This is a genomic window from Pseudomonas sp. Y5-11 (assembly GCF_022368695.1).
GTDB lineage: Bacteria > Pseudomonadota > Gammaproteobacteria > Pseudomonadales > Pseudomonadaceae > Aquipseudomonas > Aquipseudomonas parakoreensis.
Window position 1 is genome coordinate 3,531,037 of sequence record NZ_CP058974.1, and the last position, 14,855, is coordinate 3,545,891.

At 62.2% G+C, this 14,855-nt stretch carries 16 protein-coding genes; 9 read left to right on the top strand and 7 right to left on the bottom strand.

Going from position 1 to position 14,855, the window contains the following annotated elements; translation table 11 throughout:
- The first annotated feature begins 11 nt into the window (after positions 1–11).
- A complete protein-coding gene (locus tag HXW87_RS15575; protein ID WP_239776511.1) occupies positions 12–1,376 on the top strand; it encodes an APC family permease in 1,365 nt (454 codons plus the stop codon).
- On the opposite strand, the gene HXW87_RS15580 is transcribed toward HXW87_RS15575, so the two are convergent.
- On the bottom strand, positions 1,373–1,834 hold the full coding sequence (locus tag HXW87_RS15580) for a DUF3574 domain-containing protein (RefSeq protein ID WP_182404390.1): 462 nt from the start codon (positions 1,832–1,834) through the stop codon (positions 1,373–1,375). The genes HXW87_RS15575 and HXW87_RS15580 overlap by 4 nt on opposite strands.
- A 76-nt stretch (positions 1,835–1,910) precedes the next feature.
- Here HXW87_RS15580 and HXW87_RS15585 point away from each other — a divergent pair, with 76 nt between their 5' ends.
- Positions 1,911–2,363 carry a hypothetical protein gene (locus HXW87_RS15585; RefSeq protein ID WP_239776512.1) on the top strand — a complete coding sequence of 151 codons (453 nt, stop codon included), beginning with the start codon at positions 1,911–1,913 and terminating at the stop codon, positions 2,361–2,363.
- A 22-nt stretch (positions 2,364–2,385) separates the two neighbouring features.
- Here the strand turns inward: HXW87_RS15585 and HXW87_RS15590 are convergent, their stop codons facing one another.
- Positions 2,386–3,297 carry an AraC family transcriptional regulator gene (locus HXW87_RS15590; RefSeq protein WP_182404391.1) on the bottom strand — a complete coding sequence of 304 codons (912 nt, stop codon included), beginning with the start codon at positions 3,295–3,297 and terminating at the stop codon, positions 2,386–2,388.
- A 103-nt stretch (positions 3,298–3,400) separates the two neighbouring features.
- Here HXW87_RS15590 and HXW87_RS15595 point away from each other — a divergent pair, with 103 nt between their 5' ends.
- The 5 genes from HXW87_RS15595 to HXW87_RS15615 all read left to right on the top strand — a co-directional run bounded on the left by HXW87_RS15595 (position 3,401) and on the right by HXW87_RS15615 (position 7,849).
- Positions 3,401–3,946, top strand: a complete 546-nt coding sequence (locus tag HXW87_RS15595; protein ID WP_182404392.1) for a carboxymuconolactone decarboxylase family protein — start codon at positions 3,401–3,403, stop codon at positions 3,944–3,946.
- A gap of 64 nt (positions 3,947–4,010) precedes the next feature.
- The gene (locus tag HXW87_RS15600; RefSeq protein WP_182404393.1) at positions 4,011–5,081 is read left to right on the top strand and encodes an acyl-CoA dehydrogenase family protein; all 1,071 of its coding nucleotides are present in this window, start codon (positions 4,011–4,013) and stop codon (positions 5,079–5,081) included.
- Positions 5,078–5,920: an ABC transporter ATP-binding protein gene (locus HXW87_RS15605; RefSeq protein WP_239776513.1), complete on the top strand. Its 843-nt coding sequence runs from the start codon at positions 5,078–5,080 to the stop codon at positions 5,918–5,920. Before HXW87_RS15600 ends, HXW87_RS15605 begins: the two co-directional genes overlap by 4 nt.
- On the top strand, positions 5,886–7,085 hold the full coding sequence (locus HXW87_RS15610; RefSeq protein WP_182404394.1) for an ABC transporter substrate-binding protein: 1,200 nt from the start codon (positions 5,886–5,888) through the stop codon (positions 7,083–7,085). The genes HXW87_RS15605 and HXW87_RS15610 overlap by 35 nt, the downstream gene beginning before the upstream one ends.
- A complete protein-coding gene (locus HXW87_RS15615) occupies positions 7,085–7,849 on the top strand; it encodes an ABC transporter permease (RefSeq protein ID WP_182404395.1) in 765 nt (254 codons plus the stop codon). Before HXW87_RS15610 ends, HXW87_RS15615 begins: the two co-directional genes overlap by 1 nt.
- Positions 7,850–8,046: 197 nt before the next feature.
- Here HXW87_RS15615 and HXW87_RS15620 read toward each other — a convergent pair whose 3' ends face one another.
- The 3 genes from HXW87_RS15620 to HXW87_RS15630 form a co-directional block, all read right to left on the bottom strand.
- The gene (locus HXW87_RS15620) at positions 8,047–10,428 is read right to left on the bottom strand and encodes a DUF3772 domain-containing protein (protein WP_239776514.1); all 2,382 of its coding nucleotides are present in this window, start codon (positions 10,426–10,428) and stop codon (positions 8,047–8,049) included.
- A gap of 158 nt (positions 10,429–10,586) precedes the next feature.
- Positions 10,587–11,423: a PhzF family phenazine biosynthesis protein gene (locus HXW87_RS15625; protein WP_239776515.1), complete on the bottom strand. Its 837-nt coding sequence runs from the start codon at positions 11,421–11,423 to the stop codon at positions 10,587–10,589.
- Positions 11,424–11,493: 70 nt separating this feature from the next.
- Complete coding sequence (locus HXW87_RS15630) at positions 11,494–11,928, bottom strand: N-acetyltransferase (RefSeq protein ID WP_239776516.1); 435 nt, start codon at positions 11,926–11,928, stop codon at positions 11,494–11,496.
- Between the two features lie 280 nt (positions 11,929–12,208).
- On the opposite strand from HXW87_RS15630, the gene HXW87_RS15635 reads away from it, so the two are divergent.
- Positions 12,209–12,937: a class I SAM-dependent methyltransferase gene (locus HXW87_RS15635; protein WP_239776517.1), complete on the top strand. Its 729-nt coding sequence runs from the start codon at positions 12,209–12,211 to the stop codon at positions 12,935–12,937.
- 26 nt (positions 12,938–12,963) lie between these two features.
- Here the strand turns inward: HXW87_RS15635 and HXW87_RS15640 are convergent, their stop codons facing one another.
- Positions 12,964–13,122: a DUF2986 domain-containing protein gene (locus HXW87_RS15640; protein ID WP_080963266.1), complete on the bottom strand. Its 159-nt coding sequence runs from the start codon at positions 13,120–13,122 to the stop codon at positions 12,964–12,966.
- Between the two features lie 48 nt (positions 13,123–13,170).
- Positions 13,171–13,869: a phytanoyl-CoA dioxygenase family protein gene (locus tag HXW87_RS15645; RefSeq protein WP_047293778.1), complete on the bottom strand. Its 699-nt coding sequence runs from the start codon at positions 13,867–13,869 to the stop codon at positions 13,171–13,173.
- 278 nt (positions 13,870–14,147) lie between these two features.
- Between HXW87_RS15645 and HXW87_RS15650 the strand changes: the two genes are divergently transcribed.
- Positions 14,148–14,843 carry a tRNA (adenine(22)-N(1))-methyltransferase TrmK gene (locus HXW87_RS15650; RefSeq protein WP_239776518.1) on the top strand — a complete coding sequence of 232 codons (696 nt, stop codon included), beginning with the start codon at positions 14,148–14,150 and terminating at the stop codon, positions 14,841–14,843.
- Positions 14,844–14,855 lie beyond the last annotated feature (12 nt).

Genomic DNA, 14,855 nt, shown 5'->3' on the forward strand with positions numbered 1-14,855 from the left:
CGGAACTCTGCATGAATCACTCCAACGGCCCCAAGCGCCATCTGCCGGTGCTGCAGGCGCTGCTGATCACGCTGGGCATGGTGATCACCACCGACATTCTCAAGACCGCGCCGACCGTGGCGCTGAACGTCGGGCCGGAATATTTCTACTGGGTGTGGGTGCTCGGCGGCCTGGCGTCGATGGCCGGGGCGTTGTGCTTTGCCGAAATGGCCACGGCATTCCCACATCCCGGTGGCGACTATCACTTTCTGCGCACCGCCTATGGCGAGCGCATGGGGTTCCTGTTTGCCTGGTCACGCTTCTCGGTGATGCACACGGGCTGGATCGCCTTGTCGGCGTTCATGTTTGCCGATTACGTCAACGCCGTGGTGCCGTTGGGGCGATACGGTTCGGGGCTGTTTGCCGGCGGGGTGATCGCTGCGCTGGTGCTGCTCAATCTCACGGGCAAGCACATCGGTTTCATCACTCAGACCTTGCTGGTGGGCTTGTTGGCGCTGGGCTTTCTGAGCATCGCCAGCGCCGGTGTGTGGCTGGCGTGGCAGGGGATCGAAGCCGCGCCAGCAAGCGTCTCGGTCACGCCGGAAAACACCGGTATGGCCGGGTTTTCCGCAGCGATGATTTTCGTGTTTCTGGCGTTCGGCGGCTGGAGCGATGCGGCGACCTTGTCGGCGGAAGTGCGCGACGGTCGACGTGGAATATTCATCGCCATGCTCGGTGCGCTGACGGTGTTGATGGCGATCTATCTGGCACTGAACTGGGCGTTTGTGCGAGGCCTGGGATTCGCTGGACTGGCGGCGAGCAATGCACCGGCGGTGGAGCTGTTGAACCGTGCATTTGGCGCGCCTGGCGTGCTGCTGATTCTGCTGATGGTGGGTATCGCGGCCATCGCCAGCATCAACTCGACCCTGCTGGTCGGCGCCCGCACCACCTATGCCGCTGCCCGCGATGTGCCGCAGTTGCGTCGTTTCGGCGAGTGGCACGAACGCGACGGCGTGCCGCGCAAAGCGTTGCTGGCGGAGGGCTCAGTGGCGTTGTTGCTGGTGCTGTTCGGCAGCTTCACCCAGAGCGGCTTCAACACCATGGTCGAGTACCTGACCCCGGTGTATTGGCTGTTTCTGAGCTTCAGCAGCCTGGCGTTGATCATCCTGCGCCGACGCTTTCCCGACGTGCCGAGGCCGGTGAGGGTGCCGTTGTATCCGCTGTTGCCGCTGCTGTTTTTCGGGCTGTGCCTGTACATGCTCTTTTCGAGCGTGACAGTGGTGGGATGGGGCGCTTTTCTGGGGATTGGCGTGTTGCTGGTGGGCGCGCTGCTGTTGGTGGGGTTGAGCCGCCTGGCGTCGACGCCTCGGCAAGCTCTGGGGCCGATCAGCGATTAAAACGAGACTTCGGCCGGTTGCGACAGACGCAGTACCGACAAGTCTCCGGTAATGCGTTTGTACGCCAGCCGAATCGCCTCGATATTGCCAGCGTTCTGTGGATTGTTCTCGTGCAGGATCACGATGACCTTGGTGCTCAGCCGCTCCGGCTCCTTCGCCCCATGATCGCGCCACTGTCCGTACGCATCGAACACGGTGAAACCGTCGGGAAACCGCGACGTCACTTCCTTGTCGAGAAACTCGCGCCAGCGCGCCGGGCTGACCGCGCCGTCCTTGCCATCCACGGTGCCCACCGAGAAGTACAGCTCGGTGCGGATCCATTGCGCCTGCGCCGGACGCGTGGCGTCACCTTGCAGGGTGGAGCTGGCGGGATCTTTGGTATGCACCGAAACAGCAGGAGGACTGGCGCACCCGGCGACAGCGACAAACAGTGCAGCCAGTAACAGGCGTCTTTGCATGGAACATTCCTTTTATGAGTCAAGTGCAGACGCGCAATGATAGAGGCTGAGGTTAATAGCGATAAAAGATTAAAAAATGATTTTCCGGTTGATTAATGGAATAAAAAATCATCGAGTCGTGGGTACCGGACGTGCCAACGCCATCGCTGGCAAGCCAGCTCCCACAGGTTTTGTGGCGTGCACAAAGCCGCTGATCGACACAATCCCCTGTGGGAGCGGGCTTGCCCGCGAAGGCGCCGGTTCAGTCGAGAAAGACGTTGGATGTACCAACGCCGTCGCTGGCACGCCAGCTTTCACAGGTTTTGTGGCGTGCACAAAGCCGCTGATCGACACAATCCCCTGTGGGAGCGGGCTTGCCCGCGAAGGCGCCGGTTCAGTCGATAAAGACGTTGGATGTACCAACGCCGTCGCTGGCACGCCAGCTTTCACAGGTTTTGTGGCGTGCACAAAGCCGTTGATCGACACAATCCCCTGTGGGAGCGGGCTTGCCCGCGAAAGCGGTGTGACATTCAGCGATGAGGTTGGCTGATCTGACGCTTTCGCGAGCAAGCTCAGCGCCCCTCATGCTGCTTGCGATAAGCCCCCGGTTGCACGCCCACCGACTTGGCAAATGCCCGGGTAAACGCGGCGATCGACTGATAGCCCACCGCCGCACACACCTGTTCCACCGTGTGGTTAGTCCGCAGTAACTGGCAGGCATGCCGAATGCGCAACGCCAGCAATACCTGCCCCGGCGATTGTCCGGCCAGTTCGTTGAAACGTTTGAAAAATGCCGAGCGCGACAGGCCGGTACTCGCCGCCATGCTCTCCAGCGACCACGGCAATTGCGGTTGTGCGATCAACTGGTCCAGCAACGGCGCGAACTGCGGATTGCGCGCCAATGCCACAAGGCCGCCGAGGCTCTGGTTGTCGGCCATCTGCTGGCGCAGCACATACAAAAACAGCAGATGACTCAAGCGTTCGAGCAGCGCCGAGGAGGGTGCCGGCAGGCGTTCGCACTCTTGCAGGATCAACTCGAACAAGGCTCGCGCCGCGCTGGAAGACGGATCGCCCGCGCGCAGGATGATCCAGTCTGGCAACCCCTCGATGATCAGCGATGACAATCCCGACTTGAAATGGAAGAACCCGCAAACCAGCCCGACACCGTCCTGCGCCTGGCTGTCGAGCGCGGTCATGGCCCTGCGCGGCAGCGTCTGGGCGAGGGCTGTCTCTTCGGCGCTGGAGAGGCGGTAATTCAGATCCCGCAGCAGAAACACCGCATCCCCGGCGTTCAACGGTATCGACCGTGGCTGCCCATCAATGTGCAGCCAGCAACGCCCCTGCACGATCAAGTGAAAACTGGCGCGCGCCAGCCCGTGCGTACTCGCGTGCCAGCCCCCGCAATAGCGCCCGACGTGGAACAGACTGGCGTCGAGTTCAAGGCTTTCTAATAACCAATCAACCAAAGGGCTGGACGAAATCATCTAATGGAAACACTCAGGAGCAAGTAATCGCTACTTTAGAATATGGATCGAAATTTTTATAACCAACAGACTGACCGGACACTCAACAGCAGGAGTCCACTCCATGTCGCGCGTCACTCTTCACACCGTGCAAAGCGCTCCCGAAGCCGCCAGACCGTTTCTGGAAAATGCGCAGAAAAACTCCGGAATCATTCCGAACCTGCTGGCCGTGCTGGCCAATGCCCCGGCCGCACTGGAAACCTACGTTACGGTATCGGCGCTCAATGGCAAGTCCGAACTCAGCCTCGCCGAGCGCGAAGTGGTGCAACTGATTGCCGCGACCAACCATGGTTGCGATTTCTGTGTCGCAGGTCATACCGCCGTGGCGCTGAATAAGGCCAAACTGCCGCCGGAAGTGGTCAGTGCGCTGCGTGAAAAAGCCACTGTGCCCGTGGCAAAACTGGAAACCCTGGCCGCATTTGCCCGCGAAGTGATTGCCACCCGGGGCAAGGTCAGCGATCAGACCTTCAACCAATTCAAGGCCGCCGGCTACACCGAAGGCAATGCGCTGGAAGTGATCCTCGGCATCAGCCTGGCGACCCTGTGCAACTTCGCCAACGTGTTCGCCGACACGCCGCTCAACCCTGAGCTGGCGGCGTATCGCGCGTAATCCGCCAGCGCTTCGGGCCGCATCGTCTATGGTTGATGCGGCTGCGTACAAGGAGAGAAACGACATGCTCAATCCGGCATTGATGCAATGGCTGGAACACAACGCCCAGGCCCTGGATGCGGGCGACGGCGATCCGCAACAGGTGCTGACACAACTGGCGCAGGCCGGGGTGCTACGGGTCGGCGTCAGCCCGGCGCTGGGCGGCAGCGGTGGTCACGTCAGCGATGCCGTGGAAACCCTGGCCGCCGTCGCCAGCCATTCATTGGCAGCGGCGTTCGTATTCTGGGGCCAAAGGGCCTTTATCGAATACTTGCTGCACAGTCCCAACGCTGCACTAAGGGAAAAGCTGCTGCCTTCACTGCTCAGCGCAGAACTGGCCGGCGCCACCGGTTTGTCCAACGCGATGAAGTACCTGTCAGGCATCGAGGCACTGCAAGTGCGCGCCGCCAGTGCCGCTGACGGCTGGGCCTTGAACGGGCGCCTGCATTGGGTGACCAACCTGCGCAAAAGCGGTTTTGTGGTGGCGGCGGCGATCGAGCATGAGGCGGGCGGTTCACCCTTCGTGCTAGCCATCCCGGATGGCGCGGCCGGCGTAACACGTTCAGCCGATCTGCAACTGATGGGGCTGCAATCGAGCAACACCGCAGCGATCGATTTCGCGCAAGTGGCGGTCGGACGCGAATGGCAGCTGCATGAAGATGCGCGCAAGTTTCTGCCAGCGGTGCGCCCGGCGTTCCTCGGCTTGCAGTGCGGCATGGCGATTGGTCTGGCGCGACGGGCGCTGGCCGAGGTCGAAGGACATTTGCAGGACGGCCGTTCGATTCTGCTGGAGCCGTTGCAGGAACAACGCGAGCAACTGGCGCAGACCGTCGACGCGCTCAAGCAGGGCCTGCACGACGGACGTTTCCTGTCCCAGCCGGGCGCGTTGTTCCAGATCCGCATCGCGCTGGCCGAATCCGCCGCCAACGCCGTGCAACTGGAATTGCAATCCAGCGGCGGCAAGGCCTATCTGACCGAGCACGGCAGTGGTTTCGCCCGGCGCTGGCGCGAGTCGGCGTTCGTGCCGATTGTCACCCCGAGCCTGGTGCAATTGCGCGCTGAATTGCAGCGGCAGAAACGGGAAGCGACGGCATGACCGCGCCGGTGCTGGAGGCGTACGGCATCAGCCTCGGCTACCCGCGAGAGCAGGGCTGGCACACCGTGCTGGAACATTTCGACCTGCAATTGCAGCCCGGCGAAGTGGTGACGATTCTCGGCGCCAGCGGTGTCGGCAAATCGAGTCTGCTGCGTGTCCTGGCGGGGTTGCAGGCACCGCAACAGGGGCGGGTGAGCCTGCTTGGCGAGCCGCTGACCGGCGCACATCCAAGGGTGGCGGTGGCGTTTCAGGACCCGAGCCTGTTGCCGTGGCTGACTTTGGAAAAGAACGTCGCCTTCGGTCTCGACTTCGCCCGCCAGCCGCATCTCACGGCCGAGCAGCGCAAGGCGCGGATCGACCACGCCATCGCTGCGGTCGGCCTCGAACACGCGCGGTTGCAGCACCCGGCGCAGTTGTCCGGCGGCATGGCCCAACGCACCGCGCTGGCGCGGTGTCTGGCGCGGCAGCCGCAGGTGCTGTTGCTCGATGAACCGTTCGGCGCGCTGGATGAAATCACCCGCGCCGACATGCAGCAGTTGCTCCTGCAACTGATTGCCGAGCACCACACCGCAGCCGTATTGATTACCCACGATATTGACGAAGCCCTGCTGCTCTCCGAGCGGATTCTGCTACTGGGTAACAGCCCGGCGCACATCCTCGGCGAGTGGCGCATCGACCTGCCTCAGCCGCGTGCCGAGCTGGTCGAGGAACTGGGCGCGCTGCGCATCGACATCCTCAAAACCCTTCGGCGGGCGAGCCGCAATCCCCTTACTCAACCTGTGCCCGCTACGTCGGAGATTGACCATGTGCCTGGACGACTTTACTCACACACGTCGTGACTTCCTCAAACTCAGCGCGTTGCTGACCGCTGGCGGCGCGTTGCCGCTGCTCAACAGCCTGAATGCCCGTGCCGCTGCCGAGCCGAACGCGCCGGTGCGCATCGGTTATCTGCCGATCACCGACGCCACGCCGTTGCTGGTGGCGCACAACAACGGGCTGTTCGAGGCCGAAGGCATTCAGGCCGAGCGCCCGGTGCTGCTGCGCAGTTGGGCGCAGGTGATCGAGGCGTTCATTTCCGGGCAGGTCAACGTGATTCATCTGCTGTCGCCGATGACCGTGTGGGCGCGTTACGGCAGCAAGGTGCCGGCCAAGGTCGTGGCGTGGAACCACGTCGGCGGCTCGGGCCTGACCGTGGCGCCGGGCATCACCGAGGTCAAGCAATTGGGTGGGCAATCGGTGGCGATTCCGTTCTGGTATTCGATTCATAACGTGGTGGTGCAGCAGCTGTTCCGCGATCATGGGCTGGTGCCGGTGAGCAAATCGGCGAGCGCCGCGTTGGCGCCGAACGAAGTCAATCTGCTGGTGCTGCCGCCGTCCGATATGCCGCCGGCCCTGGCGAGCAAACGCATCGCTGGCTACATCGTCGCCGAGCCGTTCAACGCGCTGGCCGAGGAACTCAAGGTTGGCCGCGTGCAGCGCTTTACCGGCGACGTCTGGCGCAATCACGCCTGCTGCGTGGTGTTCATGCATGAGCAGGATCTGAATCGCCGTCCCGAGTGGTCGCAGAAAGTGGTCAACGCGATCGTCAAGGCGCAGGTCTGGACCCGCGACAACCGCGCCGAGGCCGCAAAACTGCTGTCCAGGGACGGCGAAAATCGCTACACGCCGCACGCGCAACCCGTGCTCGACCGGGTGCTGTCGCCGGCCACCAGCGACCGCGAGCAATATCTGGCCAGCGGCGCGATTCAGCACAGCCATTGGGACGAGCAGCGCATCGATTTTCAGCCGTACCCGTTCCCCAGCTACACCGAAGAACTGGTCAAACGTCTGAAGGACACGTTGATCGAGGGCGACAAGGGGTTCCTTGCCAACCTCGATCCGCAGCAAACCGCCCGGGATCTGGTAGACGATCGCTTCGTGCGTAATGCCATTGCTACAGTCGGCGGGATGAAGGCATTCGGATTACCGGAAAGCTTTGATCGCAGCGAGGAGTTCGGCCTCTGATGCGTCAGCGATCTTCTTCGACCGTGCACGGTTTGCTGGGCGTCGCGGGGCTGTTGTGCCTGTTGCTGCTGTGGTGGCTGGGCGTACACGTGTTCGGCGGCAGCGACAGCCTGGCACTGCGTTTTTCACCCGAGGCAACCCTGGCCAGCCTCGGCGAACTGCTGCTGCGCCCGGAGCTGTACGAGCATGTGCTGGTCAGCCTGAAGCGGATTCTGGTCGGGCTGTTGCTGGCGCTGCTGATCGGTGTGCCGCTGGGCTTGATGATTGGCAGTTACCGGCATCTGGAAGCGGCGACCACGCCGGCGTTTCAGTTTCTGCGGATGATTTCGCCGCTGTCGTGGATGCCGGTGGTGGTGATGCTGATGGGTGTCGGTGATCAGCCGATCTACTTCCTGCTGACCTTCGCCGCCGTGTGGCCGATCCTGCTCAACACCGTGGCCGGCGTACGCCAGCTCGACCCGCGCTGGCTGCAACTCAGCCGCAGCCTCAGCGCCACCCGTTGGGAGACCCTGCGCAAGGTGATCCTGCCCGGCGTGCTCGGCCATGTGCTGACCGGGGTCCGGCTGTCGATCGGCATTCTGTGGATCGTGCTGGTGCCCTGCGAGATGCTCGGGGTCAGCGCCGGGTTGGGCTACTTCATCCTCGATACGCGTGATCGTCTGGCGTATTCGGAACTGATGGCGATGGTGCTGCTGATCGGCGTACTGGGTTTTGCGCTGGATGCGTTCGCGCGCTGGCTACACCGACGCTGGGCGCCGGCCTGAGCCTCTTCACCAGCTGGCTCGCCCCTGCCCGCAATCCTGCAATCACCACAAAGCCCTGTGGGAGCTGGCTTGCCAGCGATGGGGCCGTGTCAGCCACCACCCGTGCAGACTGACGCACCGCCATCGCTGGCAAGCCAGCTCCCACAGTAATCTCGGCCAGTAACCAAGTCCGTGTACACCGCAAAACCTTTTAGGGGTCACGGGCTCGACGCCGGTTTCGCCAGCGCAATCCCCGCATCCCCCAGCCGCTTGAGAATCTCGAACAGCAGATCACTCTTGGTCCCGCCGACGATCCGTGGGCTGCCGACATAGCCCGTCACCGTCAAGGTGATGCCATCGGGCGAGAGTTTGCTGAAGCGCACGTACGACGCCGGTTTGTCGAGGATGTTTTCGTTTTCGCGGTAGGTGTTCAGCAGCAGTTCCTTGACCTGTTCCGGGTCGATGTCCAGCGGGAACATCAGCTCCAGGCTCGCCACCCCCTGGGCGCTGCCGCCGAGGGTGACGTTGCGCAGGTTCTGCGAAATCAATTGTGAGTTGGGCACGATCACGATGGAGCGGTCGCTGAGCTGGATTTCCGTGGCGCGCACGTTGATCCGGCGGATATCGCCTTCGACGCCGCTGATGCTGATCAGGTCGCCAACCTTCACCGGGCGCTCGGTGAGCAGGATCAGCCCGGAGACGAAGTTCTTGACGATTTCCTGCAAGCCGAAACCGATCCCCACCGACAACGCACTGACGATCCACGCCAGATTGGTCCAGCGCACGCCCAGTGACGACAGCGTCAGGAGAATGACCGTGGCATAACCGATGTTGGAAAACAGCGTGCTCAGCGACGCGCACATGCCCGGATCCATGTCGGTCTTGGGCAGGAATTCGTTGTCGAGCCAGCGGCGCAGGGCGCGGATCAGGTAGATACCGATCAGCAGCGCCAGCACGGCATTGATCAGGTGCGCAGGGACGATGTTCAGCTTGCGCAAGCCGGCGCCACCGAGAATGCCCAGGACATTGCTGGTCAGTTGCCCGAACGTGGTGCCGATGCCGCCGACGAACAAGGTGATGACCGCCAGCAGCAACAGCCCGGCGCGGCTGGCACCGGACAGCACAATCGAGATCTGTTCCAGCCGCCGGTCGCCCAGGCCCAAAGTCTGCTTGAGCGTCTTGCCCGCCGAGTAGCGCGGCGAGAACAGGTACTCGCAGGCGTCCTTGACCACTTGCACCAGTAAATAGAACCCGGCCAGCACGATATAGGCCCATACCAGCTCAAAAGTGATGAAGCGGGCCAGCGACACGTAGCCGGTGAGCAAGGCCAGCGCCGACACGCCCATGCACACCGTGGCGATGCTGTAGATCGCTCCGGCAAACGTGCTGGCGGCCTCCGGTTCATTGGCGCTGATCAACGCCTTGCGCACTTTGCCGACGCGCAACAGCAACGGCACCAGAATCACGATCACCACGATGGCGATCACCCCGCGCTGGGCGATCACGATCTGGCTGCTCATGCCGGTGGCGTTGCTGACTTGCACCAGCGTCACCAGCACCAGCAGGGTGGCGGCGAGAATCCTCGGATAGGGGCGCAACGCCAGCGCCACCGAATCGGCCATCGACGGCAGCCGCCATGAAGGATGCTGGGTCGACAGCAGTGCGCGGCTCAACGCGGTGATCAGGACGCAGGCGTAAACGGCTTTTTCGAATTCTTCGGAAAAAGTCTGCAGCACTGGCGTCAGCGCTTCGTGGCGGGTGCAGGCATAGAACAGCAGATGCAGGGCGATGGCTGTGGTGCCCAGGGTCGCCAGCGCCGAGGCGAATGCCAGCGCGCTGCGACGCAGGCGACCTTCCGGCATGCGGTGGATGCACAGCCAGGTCAGGCCACGTTCGGCGAGTCGGCGGCCGACCGTCCAGAAAGCCAGCGCCAACAGCACCAGCACACAGGTGAAAAACCGTTCCCCCGGGGCCCAGACGGTGGCCCAGGTGAGGTTCACCTGATCGATGAAAAACTTCAGGCGCTGATGATCATCCGGTTCCGGCACCACCAGCGGCGACCAGAAGGCCGGGCTCAGAATGCTGTCGGTGCGCAGCGTCAGTTCGCTTTCGAGCAGTGTGCGGCGGATGCCGGCGATTTGTGTAATCAGCTCGGCTGCGCTTTGTTTGAGCGCGGCAAGGCTTTTGAGCGTGGCATCGACCTTGTTTTTCTGCTCGCTGAGCAACGCCCGTTGTGCGGCGATTTCCGCCTGTTCGGCGGCAATCTGCGTATCCGGTGCGGCGCCGAGTACCCCCAGTTGCACCGCCAGTTGCGCCTGCTGCGGCAACAACGATGCGGACAACCGATCGACATCCAGAATGAACGTCTGCACCCGGTCCTGCGGGCCTTCGAGCTGGTTGTAATTGTTGGCGGCGGAAATCTGCTGCTTCAGGCCGTCGAGACGAAGTTGCAAGGCTTGCAGATCACTTTGCGAGACCTCCACCAGCGGCGCCGCAGTGGTCGCCGAGGGCGCCGGCAAATCCGCCGCGCACAGCAGCGAACTGCCCGCAGCGAGCACGGTCAGCGCGACAAAAAACAATGACTTCAATGTGTTGCGCATCGGAGGGGCCGGTTCTCGTTGATCACACAATCTATGAGGTTAGGTGATCGAACCGGGCACGGCGGAAAATTTCCGGTTAGCAGGGCGGGGGTGCCGTAGGGCGTGCGTGTTTTGCTGTAGTTGTCCTCATAATGCCGCAGCCTGGCATCCATGGCTCATCAAAACACCACCCGGCCGGAAATGCAGTGCTGAACGGCACCGCCGACCCAGACGGTGCCGTCCACGTTCTGGATGTGCAATCGGCCGCGGCGGCCGATGGCGGTGCCTTGGCTCACGGTGTAGCGGTCGCCAAGGATGCCTGAGTCGATCAGCCACTGAGCCAGGCTTGCATTGAGGCTGCCGGTGACGGCGTCCTCGGCGCATTCCTCGCCCATGAAGGCTCTGACTTCCACGTCCGTTTCAGCGTCTGGACCCGCCCACGGCGCAATAACCCCGACATTCAGCCCCCGCAGCGCCGGGTAATCAGGCTTGATCGCCAACACGTCTTCGCGACTCGCCAACAACACGCCTGCCCAACCCGGGCCGTTATCGACCCATTGGCTCGCGCGGATCTGCCCGGTGGAGAGGCCGAGTCCTTGTTCGATCAGGTTGAGCGTCGTTGCCTCCAGCGGCCCGCTGCGCACCAATGGTGGCGCGGAGAACGCCAGTTGCGCACCTTGTTTGCGTACCCGAATCAAGCCCGCCGGGCACTCCTGAATAATCTCGACCTGCTCATGGTCGTTGTTCTGCGCGAGCCACACTTTGCAGCTGCCCAGGGTGGGATGCCCAGCGAAGGGCAACTCTCGCAACGGTGTAAAGATGCGGACACGGTAGTGCGCGTCCGGCGCCTCGGGCTTCAACAGAAAAGTGGTCTCACTGAGTTGCGTCCAGCGGGCGAACGCCTGCATCTGCTCGGTCGTCAGCCCATCTGCATCCACCACCACGGCCAGCGCATTACCTTCGTAGGGGCGATCGGCGAATACGTCGACTTGTTCGAACTGCAGCGAGCGTGTCATTGAATGTCCTTGCAGGTTGAGTCAGGGAAGGTCTTTTACGCCGAAGGATTCGGATCACGGCTGCTGACTGTCAGGCGCCGGTCCATGACATTTCGATATGCGTGTCGGTTGTGCCAGTCCGGCGAAAGCCCAGTCGTTCATAGAGCTTCTGCGCCAATGTGTTCGTGCGAAAAGCGCCCAACTGCAAAGGCACCTTGCGGGCAGCAGCTTGCAGCTGGAGGTTCCTCAGAATGCGCGAGCCAATGCCTTTGCCTTGGTACGCCTGCGAAATAGCGATGTTCTGAACATGGATTCGATCTTCCTTGTCCAGAATCTGCACATAGCCAACAATCTGGCCGTTTTGTTCAATAACCGAAGTGGCTGCGCAGGCGAATTCCGCTGTGAAATTTGCCCGTTGCCACTTTTCATCCCAGCCCCATATTTTTTCGATGTGCTCGCGAAAGACTGCTCGATGCAAGTCAAAGAGGGTTGTCTGGTCACCATCGGTGGCGGGGCGTAGCGTCATGCGGGTCTCTGATTTGTGCTTTTGGCTGTTGCCGAGGCTAGCGGCTGCAACAATAAACGGCAATTCGGATTGATCATGGCCGCAGCATCTGACTGCCCCCGGACAATCACAACGCCACCCGCTCCACAAGCCTGCTGAACTCCAGCGGATGACCGGGGAATTTCACCGGTTATAAGCTACAGCCGAGCCCTATTCCCGGCAGGAATGTGGCCTATGGAATGATTCGATTTTTCTTGTCTCGTTTCCCGGCGTAGCGTGCCCCACGACAAGGAGAATCATCGTGGCCTCATCCTCGACCAACCCTGCAGCAAAATTCGACACCTCGCGCGCCAGTGAGTACGCCACACAGAGCCGTATCGCACTGGCCGGTTACGACGCCTGTCACGATCTGGCGGCTTGCATGTTGGCGGCCACGCTCGGCCCGGCGCGGGCGGCAAACGTGCTGGTGGTGGGCGCGGGGGGTACGGCGCAGGAAATCATCGCAATGGCCGCGCTGGAGCCGGACTGGCGTTTCACCGCTGTCGATCCTTCGGCACCCATGCTGGACGCCGCGACGCAGCAATTGCAGGCCCATGAATTACTGCACAGAACGCAGCTGCATCTCGGGTATGTCGATGACTTGCCGGCCGCCCCATCCTTCGATGCGGCAACATTGATCGGTGTGCTTCATCACCTCAAGGGTGATGAACCCAAACACCACATCCTATGCTCGGTCCAGGCGCGGCTGAAACCGGGCGCACCGCTGATTGTGGCGGGCAATCATTACGCCTATGCCAGCCAACCGTTATTGCTGCAGGCGTGGGGGCAGAGATGGCGGCAGCAAGGCGCGAGTGCTGAGGAGGTGGCCGCCAAGCTCGGGAAAATCCTGCAGGGCGCGGATCCGCCGCATTCCGAAGCAGCGGTTCAGGCGTTGTTGCATAAGGCGGGATTCGGCCAGGCGACGCGCTTTTTCAGCAGTCTGTTCTGGGGCGCGTGGCTGGCGTGCCGACTGCCTGTCTCAGCCGACTGAGTGTGTTCGAAACCTGAATTGCAGAATCAGCTCTCGCTGCTCTCAACCGGCTCGGCCGCCGCTTCGGCCGCCATCTTTGCGCGCTCGGCCTTGCTGATGTATTTGGGCTTTTTCGGCGCCAGTTTGGCGCTGGCCTTTTTGGCCTTTTCCTTGAACAACTGCTGCAGTTTCTTTTGGCGGTTCATGTTTCTACTCGGTGAAGTGGAGCCGGGCATGTGCCCATCAAGCGCGCATTAAATCCGGGTCGCAGCCATTTGGCGAGCCTGTTGCAGCAATGCGGGATCAAACTGCTCACGGGTGTCCATTCGCACACCGCGCAAGCCCGCCGTTTCCAGCTGCGTCCTATACAACGCCTGCGCGCAATAGTTGATCAGAATTGAGCGCCGACGTGCGCCATTCACGTTGCGACTGCCCGCGTGGAGCAGATCGACGTCAAACAGCAAAATGTCCCCCGCCGTCCCTGAAAGCTGCACGACAGCAGTCTCGTCGTTGGGGTCGAATGGTGGCTGTTGTGGTGAAGGTCGGTGACTGCCCGGGACGATGCGCGTGGCGCCGTTGTCGGGGCCGTAGTCATCGAAAAAGGCGATGGCGTTGACCATGTCGCCGGGCCGCTGGATCGACAAGTCGCGGTGCAGTTGCTGATGGCCTCCGCCGGCAAGCGGTTCGCGACCCTCGACCTGGGACAGGAAGAAGCGTTCGCCGATCAACTCGCCTGCCACCGTCAGAACCTGCGGCAGGCGACACACCGCTTGCACCGTTGCATCCAGGTCCAGCAGCGAATGGCGCCAGTCCATGCCGCGCGGTACCGGCCAGTGTTCCGATGCTTGCACATTCGCATCGAATATCGCGCGCAGGTCGGCGAGCCAATTCCCCGGGATCGCATCGCGCAGCAGCGCGTAACCTTGCCGGTGAAGCTGCTCGCGCTCGATCATGGCTTCGGTAACGTCAGGAAATCGCTGGTCAGCAGCGCGTCGAGGGCTGTGTTCAAGATTGATCTTTTCCAAGAGTGCATGGGTTGGTTTGAGACAGGGCTGCGCGCAGATTCGTAGACCGGCTGCCATGAGGATAGCCGACGCATGCGCCTCTGCATCGAGGCTACGTCGGAACACCGGCGCGCGCGTCCGGATTTGAAATACCCGCCACCGCCCGCTAGAGTCGCGCCCCTTGTCCGGCCAGCAGCGCCGGCGATGGCTGGGGAAGAGGGCGGCAGTTGAACGAACACACATTGTCCATGCGACTGGAGCGGGTGGCGGCGCATGTACCGGCTGGCGCGCGGTTGGCGGATATCGGCTCGGATCACGGCTATCTGCCGGTGGCCCTGTTGCGCCGTGGCGCCATCGTTGCGGCGGTGGCCGGCGAGGTAGCGCAGACACCGTTCCATGCCGCGGTGCGCACGGTGCGCGACAACGATCTTCAGCCGTTCATCACTGTGCGTCTGGCCAGTGGCCTGGCGGCGATCGAGCCGTCCGACGGGATTACCGCGATCAGCCTGTGCGGCATGGGCGGCGAGACGATTCGTGACATTCTCGACAGCGGCAAGGCGCGTTTGCGCGGCCACGAACGGCTGATCCTGCAACCCAACGGCGGCGAGCAACCCCTGCGCCGGTGGCTGATGGATAACGGTTACCGCATCCTCGATGAGGAAGTGCTGCAGGAAAACCGTTTCTTCTACGAAATCATCGTCGCCGAGCGCGGTGCCCCGGTGAGCTACAGCGCCCGACAGTTGTACTTCGGCCCATTGCAGATGCAGGCGCGCAGTCCGACATTCCTCGCCAAATGGCAGCGTCTCTTACGGCAGAGACAGAAAACGCTGGCCAGTTTCAAACAGGCGCGCCAGGAAGTGCCCGGGGAGAAACTGGAAGAAATTTCGCGACAGATTCAGTGGATCACTGAGTTGCTGGCTTGATCTGCCGTGTTG

Excerpts from the sequence above, each read along its gene's own strand:
- HXW87_RS15575 (WP_239776511.1), top strand. The coding sequence starts at position 12 with ATGAATCACTCCAACGGCCCCAAGCGCCATCTGCCGGTGCTGCAGGCG.
- HXW87_RS15580 (WP_182404390.1), bottom strand. The coding sequence starts at position 1,834 with ATGCAAAGACGCCTGTTACTGGCTGCACTGTTTGTCGCTGTCGCCGGG.
- HXW87_RS15585 (WP_239776512.1), top strand. The coding sequence starts at position 1,911 with ATGATTTTCCGGTTGATTAATGGAATAAAAAATCATCGAGTCGTGGGT.
- HXW87_RS15590 (WP_182404391.1), bottom strand. The coding sequence starts at position 3,297 with ATGATTTCGTCCAGCCCTTTGGTTGATTGGTTATTAGAAAGCCTTGAA.
- HXW87_RS15595 (WP_182404392.1), top strand. The coding sequence starts at position 3,401 with ATGTCGCGCGTCACTCTTCACACCGTGCAAAGCGCTCCCGAAGCCGCC.
- HXW87_RS15600 (WP_182404393.1), top strand. The coding sequence starts at position 4,011 with ATGCTCAATCCGGCATTGATGCAATGGCTGGAACACAACGCCCAGGCC.
- HXW87_RS15605 (WP_239776513.1), top strand. The coding sequence starts at position 5,078 with ATGACCGCGCCGGTGCTGGAGGCGTACGGCATCAGCCTCGGCTACCCG.
- HXW87_RS15610 (WP_182404394.1), top strand. The coding sequence starts at position 5,886 with ATGTGCCTGGACGACTTTACTCACACACGTCGTGACTTCCTCAAACTC.
- HXW87_RS15615 (WP_182404395.1), top strand. The coding sequence starts at position 7,085 with ATGCGTCAGCGATCTTCTTCGACCGTGCACGGTTTGCTGGGCGTCGCG.
- HXW87_RS15620 (WP_239776514.1), bottom strand. The coding sequence starts at position 10,428 with ATGCGCAACACATTGAAGTCATTGTTTTTTGTCGCGCTGACCGTGCTC.
- HXW87_RS15625 (WP_239776515.1), bottom strand. The coding sequence starts at position 11,423 with ATGACACGCTCGCTGCAGTTCGAACAAGTCGACGTATTCGCCGATCGC.
- HXW87_RS15630 (WP_239776516.1), bottom strand. The coding sequence starts at position 11,928 with ATGACGCTACGCCCCGCCACCGATGGTGACCAGACAACCCTCTTTGAC.
- HXW87_RS15640 (WP_080963266.1), bottom strand. The coding sequence starts at position 13,122 with ATGAACCGCCAAAAGAAACTGCAGCAGTTGTTCAAGGAAAAGGCCAAA.
- HXW87_RS15645 (WP_047293778.1), bottom strand. The coding sequence starts at position 13,869 with ATGATCGAGCGCGAGCAGCTTCACCGGCAAGGTTACGCGCTGCTGCGC.